Annotated in this window: 19 protein-coding genes; 7 read left to right on the top strand and 12 right to left on the bottom strand. The window is 67.3% G+C overall.

The window, feature by feature from the left end; all coding sequences use genetic code 11:
• Window positions 1–24 precede the first annotated feature (24 nt).
• From F5544_RS10560 to F5544_RS10545, 4 genes are all read right to left on the bottom strand, one after another.
• Entirely contained in the window at window positions 25–1,152 is a 1,128-nt protein-coding gene (locus F5544_RS10560) for a cytochrome P450 (RefSeq protein ID WP_167473033.1), read from the bottom strand.
• Between the two features lie 192 nt (window positions 1,153–1,344).
• Window positions 1,345–2,709: a lysine N(6)-hydroxylase/L-ornithine N(5)-oxygenase family protein gene (locus F5544_RS10555; RefSeq protein ID WP_167473032.1), complete on the bottom strand. Its 1,365-nt coding sequence runs from the start codon at window positions 2,707–2,709 to the stop codon at window positions 1,345–1,347.
• Window positions 2,710–2,952: 243 nt separating this feature from the next.
• On the bottom strand, window positions 2,953–3,480 hold the full coding sequence (locus F5544_RS10550; RefSeq protein WP_167473031.1) for a cupin domain-containing protein: 528 nt from the start codon (window positions 3,478–3,480) through the stop codon (window positions 2,953–2,955).
• Between the two features lie 55 nt (window positions 3,481–3,535).
• Window positions 3,536–4,564: an asparaginase gene (locus F5544_RS10545; protein ID WP_167471223.1), complete on the bottom strand. Its 1,029-nt coding sequence runs from the start codon at window positions 4,562–4,564 to the stop codon at window positions 3,536–3,538.
• 69 nt (window positions 4,565–4,633) lie between these two features.
• Here F5544_RS10545 and F5544_RS10540 point away from each other — a divergent pair, with 69 nt between their 5' ends.
• Window positions 4,634–5,758 (top strand): fused (3R)-hydroxyacyl-ACP dehydratase subunits HadA/HadB, encoded by a 1,125-nt coding sequence (locus F5544_RS10540; protein ID WP_238847187.1) that lies wholly within the window; start codon window positions 4,634–4,636, stop codon window positions 5,756–5,758.
• Between the two features lie 173 nt (window positions 5,759–5,931).
• Window positions 5,932–7,299, top strand: coding sequence for an FAD-binding oxidoreductase (locus tag F5544_RS10535; protein WP_167473029.1), 1,368 nt, complete (start codon window positions 5,932–5,934; stop codon window positions 7,297–7,299).
• A 45-nt stretch (window positions 7,300–7,344) separates the two neighbouring features.
• Here F5544_RS10535 and F5544_RS10530 read toward each other — a convergent pair whose 3' ends face one another.
• From F5544_RS10530 to F5544_RS10520, 3 genes are all read right to left on the bottom strand, one after another.
• Window positions 7,345–8,928, bottom strand: a complete 1,584-nt coding sequence (locus F5544_RS10530; protein ID WP_167473028.1) for a M1 family metallopeptidase — start codon at window positions 8,926–8,928, stop codon at window positions 7,345–7,347.
• Window positions 8,929–9,189: 261 nt separating this feature from the next.
• On the bottom strand, window positions 9,190–9,354 hold the full coding sequence (locus F5544_RS10525) for a hypothetical protein (RefSeq protein WP_167473027.1): 165 nt from the start codon (window positions 9,352–9,354) through the stop codon (window positions 9,190–9,192).
• Between the two features lie 67 nt (window positions 9,355–9,421).
• Window positions 9,422–9,946, bottom strand: a complete 525-nt coding sequence (locus F5544_RS10520) for a hypothetical protein (protein ID WP_167473026.1) — start codon at window positions 9,944–9,946, stop codon at window positions 9,422–9,424.
• A gap of 226 nt (window positions 9,947–10,172) precedes the next feature.
• Between F5544_RS10520 and F5544_RS10515 the strand changes: the two genes are divergently transcribed.
• Genes F5544_RS10515 through F5544_RS10505 form a run of 3 tightly spaced genes read left to right on the top strand, consistent with a single transcriptional unit; the run spans window position 10,173 to window position 13,109 of the window.
• Complete coding sequence (locus F5544_RS10515) at window positions 10,173–11,327, top strand: permease (RefSeq protein ID WP_167473025.1); 1,155 nt, start codon at window positions 10,173–10,175, stop codon at window positions 11,325–11,327.
• A gap of 46 nt (window positions 11,328–11,373) precedes the next feature.
• Window positions 11,374–12,324, top strand: coding sequence for a LysR family transcriptional regulator (locus F5544_RS10510; RefSeq protein ID WP_167473024.1), 951 nt, complete (start codon window positions 11,374–11,376; stop codon window positions 12,322–12,324).
• Window positions 12,303–13,109, top strand: coding sequence for an Rv1733c family protein (locus tag F5544_RS10505; RefSeq protein WP_167473023.1), 807 nt, complete (start codon window positions 12,303–12,305; stop codon window positions 13,107–13,109). The genes F5544_RS10510 and F5544_RS10505 overlap by 22 nt, the downstream gene beginning before the upstream one ends.
• 18 nt (window positions 13,110–13,127) lie before the next feature.
• On the opposite strand, the gene F5544_RS10500 is transcribed toward F5544_RS10505, so the two are convergent.
• Complete coding sequence (locus tag F5544_RS10500; protein ID WP_167473022.1) at window positions 13,128–13,739, bottom strand: TetR family transcriptional regulator; 612 nt, start codon at window positions 13,737–13,739, stop codon at window positions 13,128–13,130.
• A gap of 98 nt (window positions 13,740–13,837) precedes the next feature.
• Between F5544_RS10500 and F5544_RS10495 the strand changes: the two genes are divergently transcribed.
• The gene (locus F5544_RS10495) at window positions 13,838–15,061 is read left to right on the top strand and encodes an FAD-dependent oxidoreductase (RefSeq protein ID WP_167473021.1); all 1,224 of its coding nucleotides are present in this window, start codon (window positions 13,838–13,840) and stop codon (window positions 15,059–15,061) included.
• Between the two features lie 18 nt (window positions 15,062–15,079).
• Here F5544_RS10495 and F5544_RS10490 read toward each other — a convergent pair whose 3' ends face one another.
• A complete protein-coding gene (locus tag F5544_RS10490) occupies window positions 15,080–15,928 on the bottom strand; it encodes a helix-turn-helix transcriptional regulator (protein ID WP_167473020.1) in 849 nt (282 codons plus the stop codon).
• A gap of 74 nt (window positions 15,929–16,002) precedes the next feature.
• On the opposite strand from F5544_RS10490, the gene F5544_RS10485 reads away from it, so the two are divergent.
• Entirely contained in the window at window positions 16,003–16,680 is a 678-nt protein-coding gene (locus F5544_RS10485) for a class I SAM-dependent methyltransferase (RefSeq protein ID WP_167473019.1), read from the top strand.
• A 3-nt stretch (window positions 16,681–16,683) separates the two neighbouring features.
• On the opposite strand, the gene F5544_RS10480 is transcribed toward F5544_RS10485, so the two are convergent.
• From F5544_RS10480 to F5544_RS10470, 3 genes are read right to left on the bottom strand one after another with little or no spacing between them, the layout of a single operon-like run.
• Window positions 16,684–18,720, bottom strand: coding sequence for an acyltransferase family protein (locus tag F5544_RS10480; protein WP_167473018.1), 2,037 nt, complete (start codon window positions 18,718–18,720; stop codon window positions 16,684–16,686).
• Between the two features lie 19 nt (window positions 18,721–18,739).
• Complete coding sequence (locus F5544_RS10475; protein ID WP_167473017.1) at window positions 18,740–19,102, bottom strand: WD40 repeat domain-containing protein; 363 nt, start codon at window positions 19,100–19,102, stop codon at window positions 18,740–18,742.
• Window positions 19,089–21,113 carry a glutaminase family protein gene (locus tag F5544_RS10470; protein WP_167473016.1) on the bottom strand — a complete coding sequence of 675 codons (2,025 nt, stop codon included), beginning with the start codon at window positions 21,111–21,113 and terminating at the stop codon, window positions 19,089–19,091. Before F5544_RS10470 ends, F5544_RS10475 begins: the two co-directional genes overlap by 14 nt.
• Window positions 21,114–21,115 lie beyond the last annotated feature (2 nt).

Genomic DNA, 21,115 nt, shown 5'->3' with positions numbered 1-21,115 from the left:
TCTTTCCGTGCGGCTCACCGCGTTTCACCATTCGACGGACAGTGCGGTCAGGCCCCTGGTCGCCAGGCCCGCCTTCCACCGCACGGCATCCGGGCCGTCCGCCAGCCGCAGGCCGGGGAAGCGCTGTAGCAGCCGGGTCAGCGCGATCCGCAGCTGCAATCGGGCCAGCGGTGCGCCGAGGCAGCGGTGCAGGCCGTGCCCGAAGGTGAGATGCGTTGTGGGATTGGTCGTTTCATCGAAGAGGCCATTGCAGTGCAGCAGCGAGACGACCACCGCGGCACCGGCGGCGATCGTGGTGCCGCCGAGTTCGACGTCCTCGGTGGCGACCCGGGGCGCGCTCACCGAGGTCGACGCGCCGATGCGGACCAGTTCCTCGATGGTCGCCTCGTCCAGTGGCCGCGCGCGCAGTTCGGCATCGCAGAGCAGCGCGAGCACCGAAATGCCGAGCAGCCCAACCGTTGTCTCGTACCCCGCCATCAGCAGGGCGAGCCCGAGGTTGATGAGTTCGGCGTGCGAGAGCGTGCCGCCGTCGTTGGCCCGGATCAGCGCGCTCAGCACATCGTCGCGCGGATCCCGGCGCTTGCTGCTGATCAGGGATGACACGTAGTCCACCAGAATCAGTTCGTGCCGGGCCCGTTTGGTGCCGTCGTCGGTGGACATTTCGAACAGCGCGGTCACCGAGGCATCGAATTTCGGCCGATCGGCCGGCGGTACGCCGAGCAGCGCGCCCATCGCGGCCATCGGCAGCGGCGAGATGAATCCGGCCACCAGGTCGGCTGGGCGCGGCCCATCGGCCAGCGCCGCGAGCAATTGGTCGGCGATCCGCTCGATGAACGGCGCCTGCTCGGCGACGCGATGCGTGGTGAATGCCGCCCCGGCCAAGCGGCGCAGCCTGGCGTGCGCCGCGCCGTCCATGCTCATGATCGAATCCGGTGACGGATCCACCGTGCCCAATTTCGGCGCCTCCGGACGGGCGGCCGCCGCCCTGCTGAATCGCGCGTCGGCAAGTACCGCGCGCCCCAGCGCGTAATCGGTCACCAGCCACACCCGATCACCGGTCGGCACTCGGACCGGCATCGCGGGCGAATCCGGCCGTATCGCGAGAAATTCGGGCAGCGGTCCGATTCGGTACCGGGATCCGGTAATGGACATCAATTCGCTCCTCACGCCGGATCGGCTTGTTTTTCGAGCGTCCCCGTGCTGCGGAATTACGCCGTTGTTCGGGCGCAATAGATATTTCCGATCATATTTCGCGGGGTGATCGGTTTCATGCTCCCGGCGAGGGCCGGAACCGCCGCCGATAATTCGTGTCCCGTCGACGGGACAGCCATTCGCTGGGCGTAATCAGCCCGGCAGATTCGCACCCGCAGGCCAGCTTTTCGCCGGGTCGAGCCGATCGGCCGCGACCACCGATTCCAGTTCGTGCCCGACCCGGCGACCGAGAATGGATTCGGCGATTTCCCCGCTGCGCACCGCGATATTGGACAGCAGCGACGAAGAGAGACCGTGCGTGTGCTCGGTGCCGCCTTGCAGGTAGATACCGGGCAGGTCGAGATCGCCGATCAACCGATAATCCCTGGTCACCAGGTAGCGGCCCGCGGCATCGCGGCGCAGGTACCGGTCCAGTTCGCCGAGCAGGCTCGCGGGCTGCATCGCGTTATATCCGGTGGCGCAGACCAGCAGGTCGGCATCCAGCTCCACCGACTGACCGTCCAGCAGCGAATGCACCGAAAGCCTTGTGCCCGAACCATTCCCGCGAATTCCGGCGACCCGGCACAGCCGCAGCAGCCGCAGTCGGTCGACATTGCGCACCTCGTCGTCGTACGCGCGCCGGTACAGCTCCCGGATCACCTCGTCGTCGACCACCGAATAGTTGGTATTGCGGTGATATCGCCAGAACATCTCCTTGGACTCGCTGGAGCCGGAGTAGTAGGTGTCGACCGCGCCCGGATCGAAAATCTGATTCGCGAACGGAGTGTTGTCGGCGATCGAATATCCGTAGGACGGGATCACTGCGAAAATGGTGGCGTCCGGCAGCGTGTCGTAGAGGTACCTGGTGATCTCGGCCGCGCTCTGCCCGGCGCCCGCGACGACCACCCGGCGCAGGTCACGCGGATCGCAGCCGCCGAACCGCTCGATGAATTCCGAACTGTGCCAGACCCTTTCACCGCGTTCGAGGCCCGAGGGCATGGCGGGCACCAGACCGGTCGAGATGACGACATTGCGCGCGTTGAGCACCCGGCGGCCGCGGCCGTGCTCGACCACCTCGATCTCCAGGCGGTCGGCGCGCGGATCGCCGCCGGGCAGCCGGATGCCGGTCACCTCGGCGCCGTAGGTCACCCGGTCCGCGACCATCCGCGCGGCCCATTCCAGGTAATCGTGGAATTCGTGGCGGGTGGGAAAGAAGTCCCGGTTGTTCACGAACTGGGCCAGGCGGCCCATCGAATGCAGGTAGGAAACGAAGCCGAACCGGGATCGCGGATTGCGGAACGTGACGAGGTCCTTGAGAAATGCGACCTGCATCTTCGTCGCGGGCAGCAGCATATTCCGATGCCAGCCGAAGGCGGCCTTGCGTTCGAAGAACATGGCGGCTACCGGTGGCTCCAGCGCATCGGCGGGCAACTCCTCCAATGCGATGGCCAGCGCGAGCCCGGACGGCCCGAACCCGATACCGACCATATCCAATACATCCGGCGCAGCGGTACTCATACGAAATCCCCCACAAGGACTCCCGAAAATGACTTACACAAACGATCGACCAACTCTCGCATAATCAAACCGCCGGGCCGAAAACGATTCCGCGCCGAACCCGTCACAACACCATCTCCCACCCCACCCGAATATGTCCTGTGGACAGGACATCCGGCGCACACGACGGGGTATTCAATGGTGTTATCGGCGCGTCTTACGGTAAAAATCCGCCGGAATTCCGGCGCCGTCGGTCAGCGCCATTTATGCTGCGCGCCAACGAGATTCGTAACCCAGGCGGCGGGCCAGCGCCGCGAGCCCGCCGAACAGCAGCCGCTGCGCCCAGGCGGGTACGCCCGCGAGGTAGCCGTCCTGACGCTCCCACAGCAGCGCCAGCTCGAACGGGTTGCGTGGAATTCCGGACCTGGTGGTGCGGCCTGCGACGTCGAGCGCCTGCCAGAGCCGGAACATCTCCCAGTGCCGCAGCGGCGGCCTGATCTCATGGTCGAGAATCGTATCCGGTGCCGCGCTCCAGAATTCGTGCACCACCCGCGCCGGGGCCGATACCGAATCACCCTCGCCCGCAACGATATCGGACCCGTCGATCCGGAATTTCATGCGACCCCGCCGGACCGTCCAGCGCTCGGTCAGCACCGGATGCCAGTGCGCGCCCGCCCTTCGCTTCGGAGTCGGCAACAGATGTCGCAACCGCAGGTAGGGGCCGTGCTCGTCGACGCCTTCGGCAATCTTGGTGACCCGGTGTCCGTCACGGAAGGTGAGCGACTCTTCCATACCTACAAATATGCGTCATCGCCGAGGTCGGCGGCGGCGATCCGATACGAAGCGCTCATTCGGGTGCGAGCCACGGCCAATCGCCGGGTTCGCGATATTCGCCGGCGACGCCGAACGCGGCGAGGATGGCGGTACGGTCCGCGCCGGCGGCCAGCAGGGTCAGCAGTAGGAGCCGTGCCTTCAGCGGGTCCAGGTAGCCGGCGCGGATGAGGCCGCGGGCGAGGAGGTCGCGCTCACTGCCCGCGAAACCGTAGGTGCCGGCGAGGACCGAACCGCTGCCGGTGCGCGAGGCGAGCACGACAGGTACTCGGGCGCAAAGCTTTTCGAGTCCCGGAACGAGGTGGGCCGGTACGTGCCCCGCACCGAATCCGGCGACGATGAGTCCGTCGACGCGATCCGCGACCGCCTCCAGGACGGTGCCGTCCTCGCCGAGCGCGACCGGCAGCACCGGAACCTTCAGGTCGGCGGCGGGATACCCGGGGACGACGGTGCGGTGGGTGAGCCGATTGAGCAGGCGCGCACGTCCCTCGACCAGATAGCCGAGCGGGCCGCCGTTACGTGAGACGAAAGTGGCGATGCTGGTGGTGTGCGTCTTGCCGACCCGGCGCGCGGCGTGGATCTCGTCGGCGAAAACCACAAGGGCGCCTTGGTTTCTCGCATGCGGGTCCGCCGCCGTTCGGATGGCGGCCAGCAGGTTCGCCGGTCCGTCGGCACCGGCCTGCGTCGGATTGCGCATCGCACCGGTGACGACGATCGGTTCCGGTTCCGGATGCAGCAGATCGAGCAGGTAGGCGGTCTCCTCGATGGTGTCGGTGCCTTGCACGACCACGGCGCCGTCGAAATCGCCGATGCGCGTACCGATTTCGACGGCCAACTCGGTGATGTCGGCGATGGTCAGCGCGGCGCCGGGCACCCGGCGGAAGTCGACCACCTCGAGCTCGACACCGCTGTCGGCGAGACCGGGGACCGCGCCAAGTAACTCACCCGCGGACAGCGACGGGGTCACCCCGCCGGCACCGGTCATGGCGATGGTGCCGCCGAGGGCGTAAACGATTACCCGGGAACGATTTCCGAACGAAGGCACCTGGCCAGCGTAGCGAAAGCATGACACCGGCCGGAAAACCCGCACCGGCAATCTACCGGCAATCCGCCGATGTTGCCGTATGTTGCACACGAAACCCACCGAACGGAGGTATTCACCTTGGATGTCACCGGCATGGAACGCGATGCGGGCATCGCGCAGCTGGTGGCGGAGATCCCGGCGCTGAATCTGGCGGATTACGCGAGGTCGATCGTCGGTCGCCGCTACCGCGTCAACGAGGAATACGAGGTCGGCCGCGAGAAGATTCGCGAGTACGCACGCGCCGTCCGAGACGAGCATCCGGTCCACTGGAACGAAGCCGAAGCCACGGCATACGGATACCGCGGGCTGCTCGCGCCGCCGACCTTCACCTGCCTGCTCAGCGGGGCGGTCCAGAAAATGCTCGCGGCCATGCTCACCGGCTACGACCTGTCCACCGCCGTGCAGACCGACCAGGTCTTCAACTATCACCAGCCGATCGTCGCGGGCGACCGGCTCACCAGCAACGTTTCGCTGCACTCGTTCCGCCAGGCGTTCGGCGGCGACCTGATGGTCGTCGAGAACACGATCACCAACCAGCGCGACGAGACCGTGCTCACCGCGTACACCAGCCTGATCGCCCGCTCGGTCCAAACCGAAAAGGACACCGAGATAGCGGAATTCGTGCTCGGGCTCGTCCGGCACGATGTCCGCACCCCCGACGTGCCCGCGCCGACACCGGAGCCGATCGCACACCGCGAATTCGAACCGCTGCCGCGACGCGCCGCCGCAAACGGGCGCGCGCTGGCATCGGTGCGCGAGGGTGCGGAACTGCCGCCGCGCACCGTCCGGCTCACCCGCGGCGATCTGGTCAACTATGCGGGCGTATCCGGAGATCCGAATCCGATCCACTGGAGCGACCAGGCCGCCGAAATGGTCGGACTGGAGCAGGGCATCGTCGCGCACGGCATGCTGACCATGGGCCTCGGCGCCGGATTCGTCACCGCATGGCTCGACGACCCGGGCGCGCTGCTGCAATACAGCGTCCGCATGACCAGCCCGGTCTACGTCTCCTTCGACGGCACCAGCGAGATCCGCTACACCGGCAAGATCAAATCGGTGGACCCCGCAACGGGCACCGCGACCATCGCCATCGGCGCGACATATGCGGACCGCAAGATCTTCGGCCGCGCCACCGCCGTCGTGCAGCTCTCCTGAACCCGAAACGCCCAGGCCGTGAACCGATCTCGGCCTGGGCGTGCTTTCGGCGCACCCGATCTCCGTGAACATCGTTTTCGCCGGATCCGCGATCCGCCCGGACAGCGGTGGTTCCGTACGACACGCGGGCTCTACCATGCGAATACGAGCAGCCCGAGGTACGGAGGAGCGCGATGTCGGTGAACAGGGGTACGGGGACCACCGCATTCGGCGGGCCGCCGCTCGAGATCGACACGCGCCCGGCGGTTCTGGATCAGTTCACGGTGGACGAGACCGGGCGCACCGGACGGCGGCCGCGGGGGATCGTTTACCCGACCGGCGTGGAAGAAGTGATCGCCGTGGTCGAATGGGCCGAGGCCACCCGAACTCCGCTCATCCCCCGCGGCGCGGGAACCAGCCTGGAGGGGCATCTGCTCGCGCAGCGCGACGAGCTGATCGTCGACCTGTCGCGGGCGAACGCGATCCTGGACATCTCACCCGTCGATTTCACCGCGACGGTGCAGCCCGGGGTGACGCGCACCCAATTGAACGCGGCCACCGCGGAATTCGGCCTGCAGTTCACCGTCGATCCCGGCGCGGACGCCTCACTCGGCGGGATGGCGGCCACCAACGCCAGCGGCACAACCACCGTCCGGTACGGCGGGATGCGTGCGAATGTGCTTGCGCTGCAGGCTGTTCTCGCCGACGCGACCGCGGCCCGGTTCGGCCGCGCGGTCCGCAAATCGTCGAGCGGCTACGACCTGAAGGATCTGCTGATCGGCTCGGCGGGGACGCTCGGCATCATCACCGAGCTCACCGTCCGCCTGCACCCGATTCCGGAATGGCTCCGCTCGCTGCGGATTTCGTTTCCGACGGTGGCCGATGCCGTCGATGCCTCGCTCGCGGTCATGGGCGCGGCGCTGCCGGTCAGCAGGCTCGAACTGGTCGACGCCCCGAGTATGGCCGCGATCAACGCCTACCGCGGCACCGACTACGCCGAAACACCCGCGCTGTTCGTCGACATCGAATCGTCGTCGGCCGTCGCGGGCACCGCCGATGAACAGGAGGTCCAGCGAATCGCCCAGGCGCACAACGCCATCGATATCGCGACGGCCCGCACCCACACCGAGCGGCATGCCCTCTGGGAGGACCGGCACAATCTCTTCTTCGCACTGAAGGCGCACCATCCCGGGCACCGATTCATGGTGACCGACACCGCCGTCCCGTTCTCCCGGGTCGCCGCGGCCGTCGACACCGCGACCCGGCTCGGTGCGGAACTCGGGCTCGCGGTCAGCGTCGCCGGACATATCGGCGATGGCAACGTGCACGCCGTCATCCCCTATACGGACGCGAGCTATGCCGCGGCACAACAGTTTTCCGACAGCGTGGTGCGGCACGCGCTCGCCGTCGGCGGCACCGCCACCGGCGAACACGGCATCGGCCTGGCCAAGAAGAAGTACCTGCGCGACGAGCACGGCGCCGCGGTCGACCTGATGGCCGCGATCAAGCGTGCCATCGATCCGCTCGGCCTGTTCAATCCGGACAAGGTGCTGGACGCATGAAAACGGTGGCCGCCCAGGCGAATCCGTGGACGGCCACCGAATCCGTTACTGACCGGCACCCTTGCGGTCGCCCTGCCCGGACGGCCACTGCGGTGTCTCGTTGACCTGCGGCGACGGATTCTTCTTGTGGCGGTCCCCCAGCGAACCCGGGAAGAGGTATTCATCCGCGGGCCGAGTGGTCCCGTTCAGCCAAGCGTCGAAGAACCCGCCGAGCTGTTCGGGGCTGCGCAACTGGATGAAGTCGCGGAACTCCGGGATCGAGGCGTTGCCGAACTTGTGGTCCTGCACGAAATCCTTTACCGCGGTGAAGAATACGTCGTCACCGATGGTGCGGCGCAGTGCGTGCAGGAACAGCGCGCCCCTGGTGTAGACGGTGGTGAACTCGTTGCCCTTGCCGGGATCGAACAGCGGGATCTTCCAGATGTCGCGCTTCTCCCAGCGCGCGAGGTCGTCCAGGTAGAGCTGATCGGCATCCTGCTTGTCGATCCGTTCCGGCCAGAGGATATCGGCGGTGTAGCTGGCGAAGCATTCGTTCAGGCAGACGTCCTTCCACAGCGTCACCGACATCGAATCGCCCCACCACTGATGGGCGTTCTCGTGGATCAGCGTGTTCAGATCCGTCCACGGCGCGTAGATCGGCCGGGTCTGCGTCTCCAGCGAGAACCGCAGATCCGTGTCGACGTAGATGCCGCCGCCCGACTCGAACGGGTACGGGCCGTACAGCTGCTCCTCGAAGTCGAGCACCTGCGGGAGCTTCTTCTCCAGCTCCTGTTTCTGAGCCGCCGCGCCCGGCGCGAAGACACTCTCCAAAGGCGTTCCGTCGGAACGCTTCTGGCTGAGGTGGGTGAACTTGTCGATCGCGATCGTGGTCAGGTAACCGATGATCGGGCTGCGGTCCTCCCAGGTCACCGTGTGGTGATCGGTCCCGGATGGGTTGTCGGAGGTCATGATTCCGTTGGACGCGACATCCCAGCCGGTCGGCACGGTGGCGTGCAGGGTGACCGTGGCCTTGTTCAACGGGGTGTCGTTGAGCGGGTACCACGTTGTCGCGGAATGCGGTTCGCCCGCGGCGAAGGCGCCGCCGCTCGGCGAATACGTCCAGCCGTTACCGCCGGTGTCGGCGACGGTGCCGGAGTAGTCGACGGTCACCGTGAACGACTGCTCGTTCGGCAGCGGGTCGGCCGGGGTGATGACGAGTTCGTGCTCGCCCTGCCGGTCGAAGCGGGCCGCCTTGCCGTTGACGGTGACGCCCTGCACCGGCGGACCGGCGAAATCGAGGTTGAACGCGGACAGGTCCTGCGTCGCGTTCGCGGTGATCGTCGCCTTGCCGGTGAGGTGGTGGGTCGGCGGGTCGTAGTCGATTCCGAGGTCGTAGTGGACCGCCGTGTAACCGCCGTTGCCGTCCTGCGGATAGTACGGGTCGCCGACGCCGTCCGAGCCCGGCGTCGGATCGGCCGAACCGGTCGACGAACCGTTCCCGGTGCCGGTATGCGGGGCGCCGGAGGGTGCCGCGGCCGCCGTCGCGCCGCAGATCAGGCTCAACGCCACCACGGCGGGCGCGAGCAGCGTCCGCGATCCCGGTACCGCGCAGGTTCGAATGCGTCCATTCGATGGACGATGAATTCGCATGGGAATCAACCCCTTTGATAAGCAATCCGAGGGCGAACGCAGCCACGCCCCGTATCGGGCGTTCGCCTGGATCTGTGATCGATTGCAGTACAAGCCGATTCGGCGGCTCGAACATCGCTGCCGCTAAACGATCTCACAGAAATGATCGGTAGAGTTATCGCGCCAACTGTGGAAATTCCCCATCAGCGGGCAATCCCATACAGCACAACGACGTCCAGCGCGGAAACCGATGGTCTCCGCGCTGGACGCCGAATATTCGGATCAGAATGCCGTCAATAATCCGAGAATCAATTTGGCCAGATCGATCGCGATGCCGACCGAGCCGCTGCCGACGAGCGACGATCCGGTGCTCGGCGAATGACCGCCGCTGCTGGAGCCGGAGTTGTTCTGGGCGATGTAATCCACAACGCTGTAAAGTGCGGACATTTTTGGTACCACCTAACTCTATTGCCGGTATTTCGAAGCGCGGCGGTGGGCCCGCCGCGGCGCGCTTTCAGCTGAACGTCACCTGCGCCTGGACCGCGAGGGTGCTCAGGCCGCTGGTCTCGCAGCCCGGATTCGGCTGGGCGTTCTGGATGCTCGCCCCCACCGTGTCGCCGCTCAACTGGCCCCCGGTGACATTCGCGCTGAAGGTCGGCATGGAGAGCTGCCAGCTGATATCGCTCGTGCTGCCCGATGCCCAGGTGACCGTGCCGGATCCATTGCCGTCCACCGAGATTCCGCACGGGAACAGAATCATCGAGGTGGCCGACGCGGTGCCGGTGCCCGCCAGCTTGCCCGCGGTCAGATCGCTGTGCTGGCCGTTGCTCGACGTGCAATTGGTGAGGTCACCACTGATGCTGACAGTGGCGCTGCCGCCGGCCTGCAACGGCGGGGTGAGAGTCAGATTGAGGGACGCCTGGCAGCCGAGATCGCCGTCGGCGGCGCCCGCGGGGGTGGTCGGAAGTAGTGCCATCGCAGCGGCGAGCGGGGTCGCCGCAATCAGCAGAGCCGTGACGCGGACATGTTTTAGCGCCATTTCCCGGAACCTCCAATAATTAGCGCTCATCCGTGGCATAAGAGCCGCGATCAAGATACGACTTTCCGAGGCCGCCAAGGTATTCCGCGCGGCTCCCCACTCCACTGGGGAATGCGTTCTCGACCGACATGCGCCCGCACCCTTGACCGCAATACCCCCTACCGGTATAAGGTGTCCAAGGGATGCCGTCCGGACCCCATCCGACTACCGCGAGACGAGGCCACCGATGCACGCGATCGGACACGCACTGGCCCTCACCGGGTCCATGACCTGGGAGATACTCTGGGCGCTCATCCTCGGATTCACGCTGTCGGCGGTGGTGCAGGCGGTGGTGCGCAAATCCACCATCGTGCGGCTGCTGGGCGACGACAGCCCGCGCACGCTCGCGATCGCGGCCGGGCTCGGCGCCGCATCCTCCTCCTGCTCGTATGCCGCGGTCGCGCTCGCGCGTTCGCTGTTCCGCAAGGGCGCGAATTTCACCGCGGCGATGGCCTTCGAGATCGGCTCGACCAACCTCGTCGCCGAACTCGGCATCATCCTCGCGCTGCTACTCGGCTGGCAGTTCACCGCCGCGGAATTCATCGGGGGGCCGATCATGATCGTGCTGCTCGCGGTGCTGTTCCGGATCTTCGTCCGGTCCAGGCTGGTGGACGCGGCGCGAGCGCAGGCCGAACGCGGGCTCGCCGGATCGATGGAAGGCCATGCGGCCATGGATATGTCGGTGCCGTCCGAGGGGTCGTTCCTGCGGCGGCTGCTCTCCCGCCCGGGCCTGACCGCGGTATCCCACGTCTTCGTGATGGAATGGGCCGCCATCCTGCGCGACCTGATCATCGGGCTGCTCATCGCGGGCGCGATCGGCGCGTGGGTGCCGAATTCGTTCTGGCAGAACTTCTTCCTGACCGATCATCCGCTGCTGTCCGCGATCTGGGGACCGCTGGTCGGGCCGCTGGTGGCGATCCTGTCGTTCGTCTGCTCGATCGGCAACGTGCCGCTGGCCGCGGTGCTGTGGAACGGCGGCATCAGCTTCGGCGGCGTCATCGCCTTCATCTACGCCGACCTGCTGATCCTGCCGATCCTCAACATCTACCGCAAATACTATGGAGCCCGCATGACGCTCACCCTGCTCGCGACGTTCTACGCCGCCATGGCGGGCGCCGGCTACCTCGTCGAAATCCTGTTCGGCGCAACGGGTCTCACGCCGAAGGAACGCAACGCCATGGTCATGGCCGACGGCATCAGCTGGAACTACACCACCTGGCTCAATATCGCCTTCCTCATCCTCGCCGCCCTGCTCGTCCTGCGCTTCATCCGCACCGGCGGAATCCCCATGCTGCGCATGATGGGCGGCAACCCCGACCCCGCAGCCCAGCACCACCACTGAGCGCTACCCTGCCCTCGACCACCATCGGTTGTGCGAGGAGCGAAAGTTGGAACTGGATCTCGGTGCGGTGCGGGCGTTCATCGCCATCGCCGACGATCGGCATTTCGGAGCGGCGGCCGATGAATTGCACCTTACGCAGCAGGCGATTTCGAAGCGGATCGCGAAGTTGGAGGCCGGGCTCGGCACCGTACTGCTGCGGCGCGCCCGCGGCGGCGCCGAGCTCACCCCGGACGGCGCGGCCTTCCTCCCGCATGCCCGCGCCCTGATCGCGCTGGCCGATCGCGCGGTGGAATCCGTATGCGGGCGCGACCGTCCGCTGCGCGTCGACGTGATCGGAACCCGGCTCGCGCCGGCGGAATTGGTCCGCGCCTTCCACGAGGCCAACGACGATGTCGAGATCGATATCGTCTCCTCGAAAGGGTTGCGCAGCGGGCGGTCCGCGCTCGCGAACGGCACCATCGATGTCGCCTTCGCCAGGGTGATCGGCGAGCTCGACCCGGTTATCGACTATGTTCCCGCCTACCTCGAACCGCTACAGATCCTGGTCAACCGCAGGCATCGGTTGGCGGGACGCCGCCGAATACGCTTGGCGGAGCTCACCGATTCGGTCGCCCGCATGCCGGGCAACGAGCCGGGCAGCGAATGGGCGCATTACTACAACGATCTCGCAGGCGAATTCGGACTCACCAACGACACCACCGGACCGGATTTCGGATTGGACCATCTGCTCGACGAGATCGCCCACTCCCCGGAGAGTTTCGTATTCGGCGCCGAAAAGATGCGCGTCCCATGGCATCCCGAGATCGTCCAGATCCCGATTATCGATCCGACGCCCGTCTATCCACACGCCATGCTCTGGCATCGGCACAGCCAACATCCGGCGCTGCCCCGCCTGATCGAGCACATCCGCGCCGAATTCCGCCCGTTCGATCCGCGCACGCAGTGGCTGCCGCCGCTGGAAATCCGGACCGAGCTATGGGGTTCCACTCAGCGCTGACAACCGGCGGTTGTCGGCGACCGCGAGTCGCGGTACAGCCGTTCCGCGGAACGCCCAATCCGGGTTTCGGCCGGGCGCTTCCGGGCTATTCGCGCCACGGCGGCGTCCGCGACGACGCGACACCGCCGCATGTGCAACCGCCGGACCGGTTGTCCGGCTCGGCTCGATGGGCGGTGTTGGAGGCGGTCGAGATGGACGGATATCCCTCGCTGGCGCGGCGACTGTGGCGGACACTGCCGTGGAGCGGCAACCCGCTGATGCGCCCTGCGGATCGGTTCGAGGGGCTGATCCGGCTGCTCGCCATCGTGCTCGTGCTGGCCGCAGTTCCGCTGGCCGGTCTTGCGGGCACCGTCGGATATACCTCCGCCGCCGCGCGCATCCACGCCGACAATGCCACCAAAACCCTTGTCCAGGTGGCGATTACCAGCGATCCCGAATTGATTCCCACCGAGGGGCAGACCGCGGCGAGCCACCTCGAGGCCCACGTGCAGTGGAAATTCGACGGTCACCCCGCGACCGCGACCATCGAGGTGCCCGCATCGGCCAAACGGGGCGACCTGGTCCCGATGTGGCTCGGGTCGAACGGACGCCCCACCGGCGCACCGGTGTCCACCGGGTCCGCCGCCATACAGGGCATCGGCGCCGGGCTGTTCACACTGACCGGAATTGTCTGCGGCGCAATAACTCTCGCCTGGTCCGCGACATGGCTGCTGGCCTGGCGCAATCGCGCGGAATGGGCACGCGAATGGCAGCGGATGAGCCGCGCGATCGGGCAGGGCAAGTAGCGCCCAGCCACCGCGAAATCACCGCGCCGCGCTCCCGTGCTCCGACGGCGTCGGCTCACCGACCAGCGCCGCGACGGTTCGATGCAGGCGCAGGCGGATATCGGCTTCCGCGGTGACGGTGAGCAGGAGGTGGTGGACGACGCCGACGATGGCGAGCGCGAGGGCCGCCGGATCCGCCGTCGCGGGCAGCCTGCCGAGCCGCTGCTCGGCCGAAAGGTATGCGGCCGTTGCGCTTTCGATGGTGTCGAGCCCCGCGTTCCGATCGCCGAGCAATTCGCCGATCCGGTCCGCCAGATCGGGACGCGCGGCCAGCAGGCGCACCGAGGCGACGGTTGCGGCCAGCGGACGCGCGAGGACCACCTCGCACACGTTCGCCGCGATCCCGCCGGTGCCCGCCCGCTCCGGCAGGTTCGCCGCCTCGGCGCAGAGGAGGAACCCGCGGTCGGTGGCGTAGCCGGTCAGGAATTCGTCGAAGTCGGCGAAATGCGCGTACATCAACCCGGTCGCGACACCCGCCGCTCCGGTGACGGCCCGGCCGCTGAGCTTGCCCGGCCCGTCGCGGACGATCAGCTGCTCGGCGGCGGTGAACAGCTGCTGCCGGATCGCGGGGATGGCGACACCTCTAGGCATGACGGCCAGTCTATTGGCCGTCGGCGATACCTTGACCAAGTTTGAACACATGCTCATACTCGATTTGAACAACTGCTCAAACCGAGAGGATCGCGAGAGTGACGAACAACGGCGGAAGCGCACAGGCGCACGGCGACCGGCCGGGCCGTGCCGACACACCGGCCAAACGGGCGGTGATCATCGGTGCCGGAATCGCGGGCCTGGCCACCGCATTGCGCCTGCACCGGTCGGGTTGGCGGGTGCTGGTGGTCGAGCGCGCGCCGGGGCGGCGCAGCAGCGGTTATCTGGTCAACCTGCCCGGTCAGGCCTACGACACGGCCGGGCGCCTCGGCATACTGCCCCAGCTCGTCGCGCGCGATATCGGATTCTTCACCTCGATCCTGACCAGGGCCGACGGCAGCGCGAAATTCACCGTGCCCGCCGCCGCGGCGCAGGCCCTCGGCTCCCGGATGCTCACCGTCTTCCGGGGAGACCTCGAAACCGTTCTCTACGAGGAGATTTCGGAGATCGTCCCGATCCGGTTCGGCACCACCGTCCGAGCCGTCGTACCCGGCCGGGACGAGGTCGATATCGAATTCGCCGACGGCAGCCGCGAAACGGCCGACCTGCTGGTCGGCGCCGACGGCGTGCATTCGGTTGTGCGCGGACTGCTGTTCGGCGAGGCCACCGATTGCCGGGTCGAGCTGAAACATATGGTCGGCGCGCTGCCGCTGGATGGAACTCCGGACGGCGTGCCGGAGGGCGCGGGCACCACCTTCATCGGGGTGCGCCGCACGGCGGCGGTGATGAACCTCGGGCCCGGCCGGTCCTCGGCATTCTTCACCTACTACAGCGAAGACCCGGAAACGGAGCTGAAGCGGGGGGCGGTGGACGCGCTCACCACCGCTTTCGGCGATCTGGAAGGCGGCGTGCCCAACGCCCTGCGCCAACTCGCCCGCGACCCCGGCGCGGCCTACTTCGACTCGGTCAGCCAGATCGTGCTGAACCGATGGAGTAGCGGCCGGGTGCTGTTGCTCGGCGATTCCGCCTGGTGCGTAACGGTTTTCGCCGGGCACGGGGCCGCACTCGCGCTCACCGGCGCCGACCGGCTCGGCGACGAACTCGACGCGCACGGCGACGATATCCCGGCCGCGCTCGCCGCGTGGGAGGCGGCGCTGCGGCCCGAGGTGCGCAAGCGACAGGCGTTGGCCCGCAAGGGCACAGCCCAATTCGCCCCGCCGACGAAGGCGCATATCTTCGCGAACGAGATGATGATCCGCGCCATGCGGCTGCCCGGCATCCGCACGATGATGCAGCGCGCCATCGCCCGCGCGAACGAGTAGGGGCGGCCTACCCGCGTATCACCGCGCCGCCGACCGCTCCCGCCAGCGCCGCGGCGGCGCACCGTTCTCGCGCCGGAACACCCGGGTGAAGTAGCCGGGATCGGCCATGCCGACGCGGCGGGCGATCTCGCCGATGGGCAGTTCGGTTTCGGTGAGCAGCCTGCGCGCCTCGGTCATCCGGCGTTCGACGATCCAGTCCTGCACGGTGCGGCCGGTGCGGCGGCGGACCACGGTGGTGAGGTGGCCCGGTGTCATACCGACCGCACGCGCGACATCGCGCAGCGACAGCGGTTCGCCGATGTGGTCGTCTATCGCCTCGAATACCGCGGCGAGCAGCGGTTCACCACTGCGCCGCAGATCACCGACCACATCGGCGGCCATCCTGGCCAGCTCGATCAACAGCAGCGTCAGATAGGCGAGCGCCGCCTGACGATAGCCCTCCCGGCGTCCGGCGATTTCGGCTTCGATGGCGGAGATCGTGTTCTCCCAGAACACGTCTCGGCCATCGGGTACCGAAAGACGCAGCAACCCATCGGAACTGCCGTGCAGGAATGGGTACAGCAGCGGGTGTGACGCCCAAGCGGGCCGGGCCGCCCCGCCGAGCGCCCTCGGATCGAATGCGACGACGGTACCGCAGCCGAGACCGTGCTCCACCGGAAGATCGATCACCCGGCCGGGCGCGACGACGTGGACGATGCCCGCCGTATAGAACAGCACCGGAAAGTCGTGGATATGCCGCCCATCCGGACCGGGCCTGCCGGGCCGATGCATGCGCAGCACCGATACCGGCGGCGTCACCGGATCGGTCCGGTAGTCGAAAACCGGGATGCCGCGCTCGTGCCGCACCAGCCGGGACATCTCCGTCATGACACCGAAGATAATCCCGATATCGCGAACAATCACCCAATTGCGCAGATAAACCGGGGCTCATCATATGACATATGACCAAACATCATCCCGGAAGCGTCACCGATGCCTTGGGAAACCGCCACGACTATCTGCCCGCCGCCGGGCACGATCTGCTGCTGCCGACCTATGACCTGTTGACCCGGTTGCTCGGCAGCACCAAGATGCATGCCGCGCTGATCGTGCAGGCGGAGCTCGAAGCCGGGCAGCGAGTGCTCGAAATCGGCTGCGGCACCGGCAATCTCACCATCATGGCGAAGCGATCCCAGCCCGCCGCCGAGGTCACCGGCTCCGATCCGGACCCGCGGGCGCTGGCCCGCGCGCAGCGGAAGGCCGAGGACTTGACCGGAATTCGCTTCGAACGCGCCTACGCCCAGGAGCTGCCGTACCCGGACGGCAGCTTCGACCGGGTACTCTCCTCGCTGATGCTGCACCACCTGGACGCAGACGTGAAAACGCAGGCGATGCAGGAGGTTTTCCGGGTACTGCGCCCGGGCGGGCGATTGCACATCGTCGATGTCGCGGGCGATATCCACCAGCACCACGGCGTGCTCTCCCGCCTCATGCACCGCACCGGCGCCCTGGAGGGCAATTTGGGTGATCGGATACCGAAACTGTTGCGCGAGACGGGTTTCGAATGCGATGTGCTCTTCGCGGAGCCGCGGCGCGCCCTCGGACTGCTCACCTACTATCGCGCGACCCGCCCCGCCTGACCATCACCACCAGCCGAGAATCGGGCCGAGCCGGCGCCCCAATTCCGGTGCCAGGGAACGAGAGTAGCTGGCGGTGAGGTGATGTTCGTCGTGGTAGATCAGGACGTTACCCGCGCTCACCGGGCAGACCAGCGGCTCGCAGACCGCGTCGGTGAGATCCAGCGGGAAGACGTTGGGAAAGGCGGCGGCGGGCGCGGCGGCCGGATCAACCGGGTCGAGCGCATCCGTGCGCCGCATTCCGCAGCCGATTCGATCATCTTGGCGCGCAAGGCAATCGATGGCACGGTAGCGAACGCCGTCGCGGCGCAGCCACGGGGTATCGCGCACGGCGGCCACCTTCAGCCCGCGGTCGGCCAGCTCGGACCACACCTGGAGGTAGTCGTCGGGCGTCTCGTCGCCCGCGCCGTCGCGCGGGCGGGTGCCGGTGGTGAACACCCAGTCCGGACGGTCGGCGCCGAGCCGATCGATCACCTCCCGCGACCAGTCGCGACAGTCCGGATTCGCCTCGCCCTTGTAGCTGGGTTCCGCCGCGACCGTCAGCGGGCAACCCATCTTCAAATAGACGGTGATCCGGAAATTGTGTTCCCTGGCAAGCACTTTCAGCGCCGGAATCCAGTGCTCGGCATGTGAGCTGCCGACCACCGCGATGGTCCGCGCCGCGGCCTGGTCACCGTAGGCGCAGGTGATCACCTCCCGGGTGTCCCAATCGGCGATGCAACCGTCCACCGTCGGATCGGGATAGTCGGCGGACCCCTCGAAAATGGTGGGCCGCATGGGAACTCGCGGCACCGTCGCGCCCGCGGCCAATGCTTCGGCGCCCGGATACCGGACCGGATCCAGCATCGCGATGGGCCGGGGCGGATTCGCGTAATGCACCAGTTGAGCGCCCGCGGTGACCGCGAGCAGCAGCACACCGAGCGCGGCGACCAGTCGTCCGCCGCGCCTGCGGTAGGCCGAGGAGATCGCGCCCGCGCGCAGCGGCGACTCGACGAGCCGATTGGTGAGGTACGCCAACATCAGCGACGCGGCGATCACCGCGGTGCCGGTCTCCAGCCCGGCGGTCGGGGTGCCGCGCTCGGCGAGCACGAAGATCAGCAGTGGCCAATGCCACAGGTACAGGGCGTATGCCAGCTCTCCGAGCCGCACCATAGGCGCGGCCGCCAGCAGGCGGTTCGGCAGCGGCGGCTCGGCATTGTTCGCGGCCAGGATCAGCGCGGCCGCGGCGCACACCGGGACCAGCGCGGCAGAGCCGGGAAAGACATTCGCGCCATCGAAAACCCAGCCGCACGCCACGACGCTCGCGAATCCGGCGAAGGCCAGCAGCACCCGCGCCGGCTTCGGCAGCGCGACGAGCGGTGCGACGACGGCGAGCAATGCCCCCGCCAGCAATTCCCATGCCCTGGCCGCGCTGTCGTAGTAGTTCCAGCCCTGATGCGTCGCGACGCCGTGCGCGGCATAGCCGAACGAGGCGATTGCCAGCCCGCCGAACACCACTGCCGCGACCGGGCGCGCCCACCGTGCGCCGCACACCGCGACCAGCAACCAAACACCAAGCAGCGCAACAACATAGAACTGTCCCTGCACCGCCATCGACCACAGGTGCTGCAGCGGGCTCACCGACGGATCCGCGGCCAGATAGTCACTCCAGGACAGCGCGAGCCGCCAGTTCTGGTAGTACAGCAGCGAGGCCAGCAGCTGCCCCGCCATATCCATCCACTGCGTATACGGCCGCAACACCACCGTGGCGGCGGCCACCGTCGCCAGCACGACCACCAGCGTGGGCAGCAACCTCCGCACGGTGCGCCGCGCGGTCTCCCGCAGCGCCACCGCACCGGTCGATTCGGCGCGCCGCAGCAGCGATCCGGTGAAGAAGAATCCGGACAGCACCAGAAATATGTCGACACCGCCGGACACCCGCCCGAACCACACGTGGAACGCCACCACCAGCGCGATCGCGAAGCCACGCAACCCATCCAGATCCGTCCGGTACCCGGACCGAACCGATTCGGCGGGCGCGACCCCTACTCGAGCGGCCTTCACAGTGTCACGAAGACGCTCGTCAGGCTCTCGAATGCACCGGCGCGGGCGATAGCGGGGTTCGATGACATGACAAATCTCTTATCACGCACGAACGGCCGAGGTCCAACCGCGTGAGCTGCGCTTCATCCCCGCTGCCGCGATATCGCGAACCGGATTCGGCGGTCAGCTCCCGGCCCCGCACCGTGCGCTCCTCGCTGCCCGAGGCGAGCAGCGATCCATCCGGACAGAAGGACAGCGACAACACCCGGTCGGTGGGGAGTCCGCCGGGATGCGCCGCAAGCAGCGCGTCGACCTCGCCGCCATCGACATAGCGCATGGACAGCCACAGTGCCGGGTCATCGGGGCCCGCGCGGTCGTAGATGGGGCAATCACGTTCCCGCACAACCGGGTTGGGCGAGGGTGAGCAGGGCGAACAGTCCGCCGACGACCGGGCGGGCGGCGAATCCGACGCGCTGGCCGGAGACCGTGTCGTACCAGTCGGTGAGCGGTACCCGATCGCCGGTGGTGTCGGCGAATCGGTAGACCGATCGTACCAGCAGGTCGCGGGCGGTTGGTTCGTTGATCAGGAAGGCCGCGGTCCACAATTCCCAGTCGGCTTTGGTGTAGGTGTGCCGGTTGTCCAGTGGGACGCCGAAGTCGTTCGCCTGCCCGGCATACCACGTGGCCTCTTGGGTAATCACTTCGGGCGGAACGAGATTCAGGCCGAGTAGGCGGTCGGCGTATCCGTTGTATTTGATGCTCCAGGTGCCGGGGTCGTCGTAGGCGAGTTGGAGGTGGGAGCCTGTCGGATCCGGCGCCCTGGCCGCCCACTGGGCGATGTAGTCGCGTGCGATCGAGTCGTAGCGATTCCGGTCGTCGGCATTGCCGGTCGCCTGCGCGATCAGGCTCATCGCACCGATCCCGATGATCCCCTTGAGCGCGAGGTTACAGCTGTGCGCGATCGGTCCGGCGAAATCGTCGGTCTGATTCTGCAGCGGCGGATCGAGCGCGTTCGGCACCAGGTATTCGGCCCAGGCGCGCAGCTGCGGGTAGTACTCGGTGAGCAGTGCGGTCGTGTCGGCGGTGGCCGGCCGCCCGATCAGGGCCGCGCACATGATCAGCAGATTCGCCGACTCCTCGACCGGCATATTCTCGCCGCCGCCGTCGTTGTGGCCGTCCGCGACCGGGTAGCGCGCGCCCAGGTCGTGCGGCGCGAACGGCTGCGGCCAATTGCCCGCCCGCACGTACTCCAGCAGCGGATTCAGCAGCAGCCGAAGGTAATTCGGCGCCAGATACAGAAATGCGGGCGCGGCCGGATACACGACGTCGACCGTGGAGACGTTGCCGTCGCTGGAAATCTCCTTCAGAAATGCCCATGGCGCACCGTCGTGATCGACCAGTTCGGTGCCGCCGACCGCCTGCCGCATGGCCAGCGCCGCGATCGTCGCGTATTGGTCGGCGGTGGCGCCCGCGCCGAAAATGCTTGCGGCATCCGCGATTATGCGGGCGTCGATACCGCTCGCCGCGGCGAGTGCGGCGGGGTAGTCGGCGCGGAACCAGCCCAACATATCCGGCCAGTCCGCCCAGTACGTGTGCCACCAAGGGGCAAGCGGCGCACCGAGATAGCTGACCGCGGGTGTGCGGACATGTCCGATCGTCACCACCATTTCCGGGCTCGGCGTCTGCGCGGTGACGGTGCCGAGATCCCGGCTGAACGCGAAAACCGGCCAGCGGTCGTCGATTCCGCGCGGACCGGGCTCGACCGTATCGGCCAACGGACCCGCCGCACCGGCGGCGCGCGCCGCGTCCGCGTCGGCGATCAGATAGGTCAACCCCGAATCCGCGTCCGTCGCGAATACCACCGTCCCCCACGATGCCTGCTCCGAGTCCTCGGCCAGCACGGCCGGGTCGACCGGTGCGAAGCTCAGCGCGCGTTGCGAATCCGCCACTCGCACATCCCAGTCGATGCTCCGGCTCCGATCGCCGTGCGCCCACTCGCCGGTGATATCCAGGTAGACCGCGACATCATGCGAACCGCCGTCGACACAGCGGGCCGTCACGGTGATATAGGACATCGGAACGCTTTGGCGACGCAGGTCGGACAGGTCGACCGGGGAGAAGAACGTCACGGTCAATTCGATACCGCCGCCATCGAATACGAAAATCGATCGGGTCGCCGTCACCGAAATCGAAACTTGTTGCAGCACAGGCAGTTCCGGTGAACCAACCGCACCGGCGAACAGATACGCCGCCCCGTCGACCCGCACGATACCCGTCAACGCGGTAATCTGCCCCGCCCATAATGTCGCCCACGTCCCCGCCAACCGATCCCCCGCCAGCCAGGTGGACAGATAAGGAGACCGCACCGCCAACGGCACGGCAGGCGGCCGAATCACACCGAATTGCGAACTCATTC

This window comes from Nocardia arthritidis (assembly GCF_011801145.1).
Classification (GTDB): Bacteria; Actinomycetota; Actinomycetes; order Mycobacteriales; family Mycobacteriaceae; genus Nocardia; species Nocardia arthritidis_A.
This window is presented reverse-complemented; position numbering and strand designations above follow the sequence as displayed.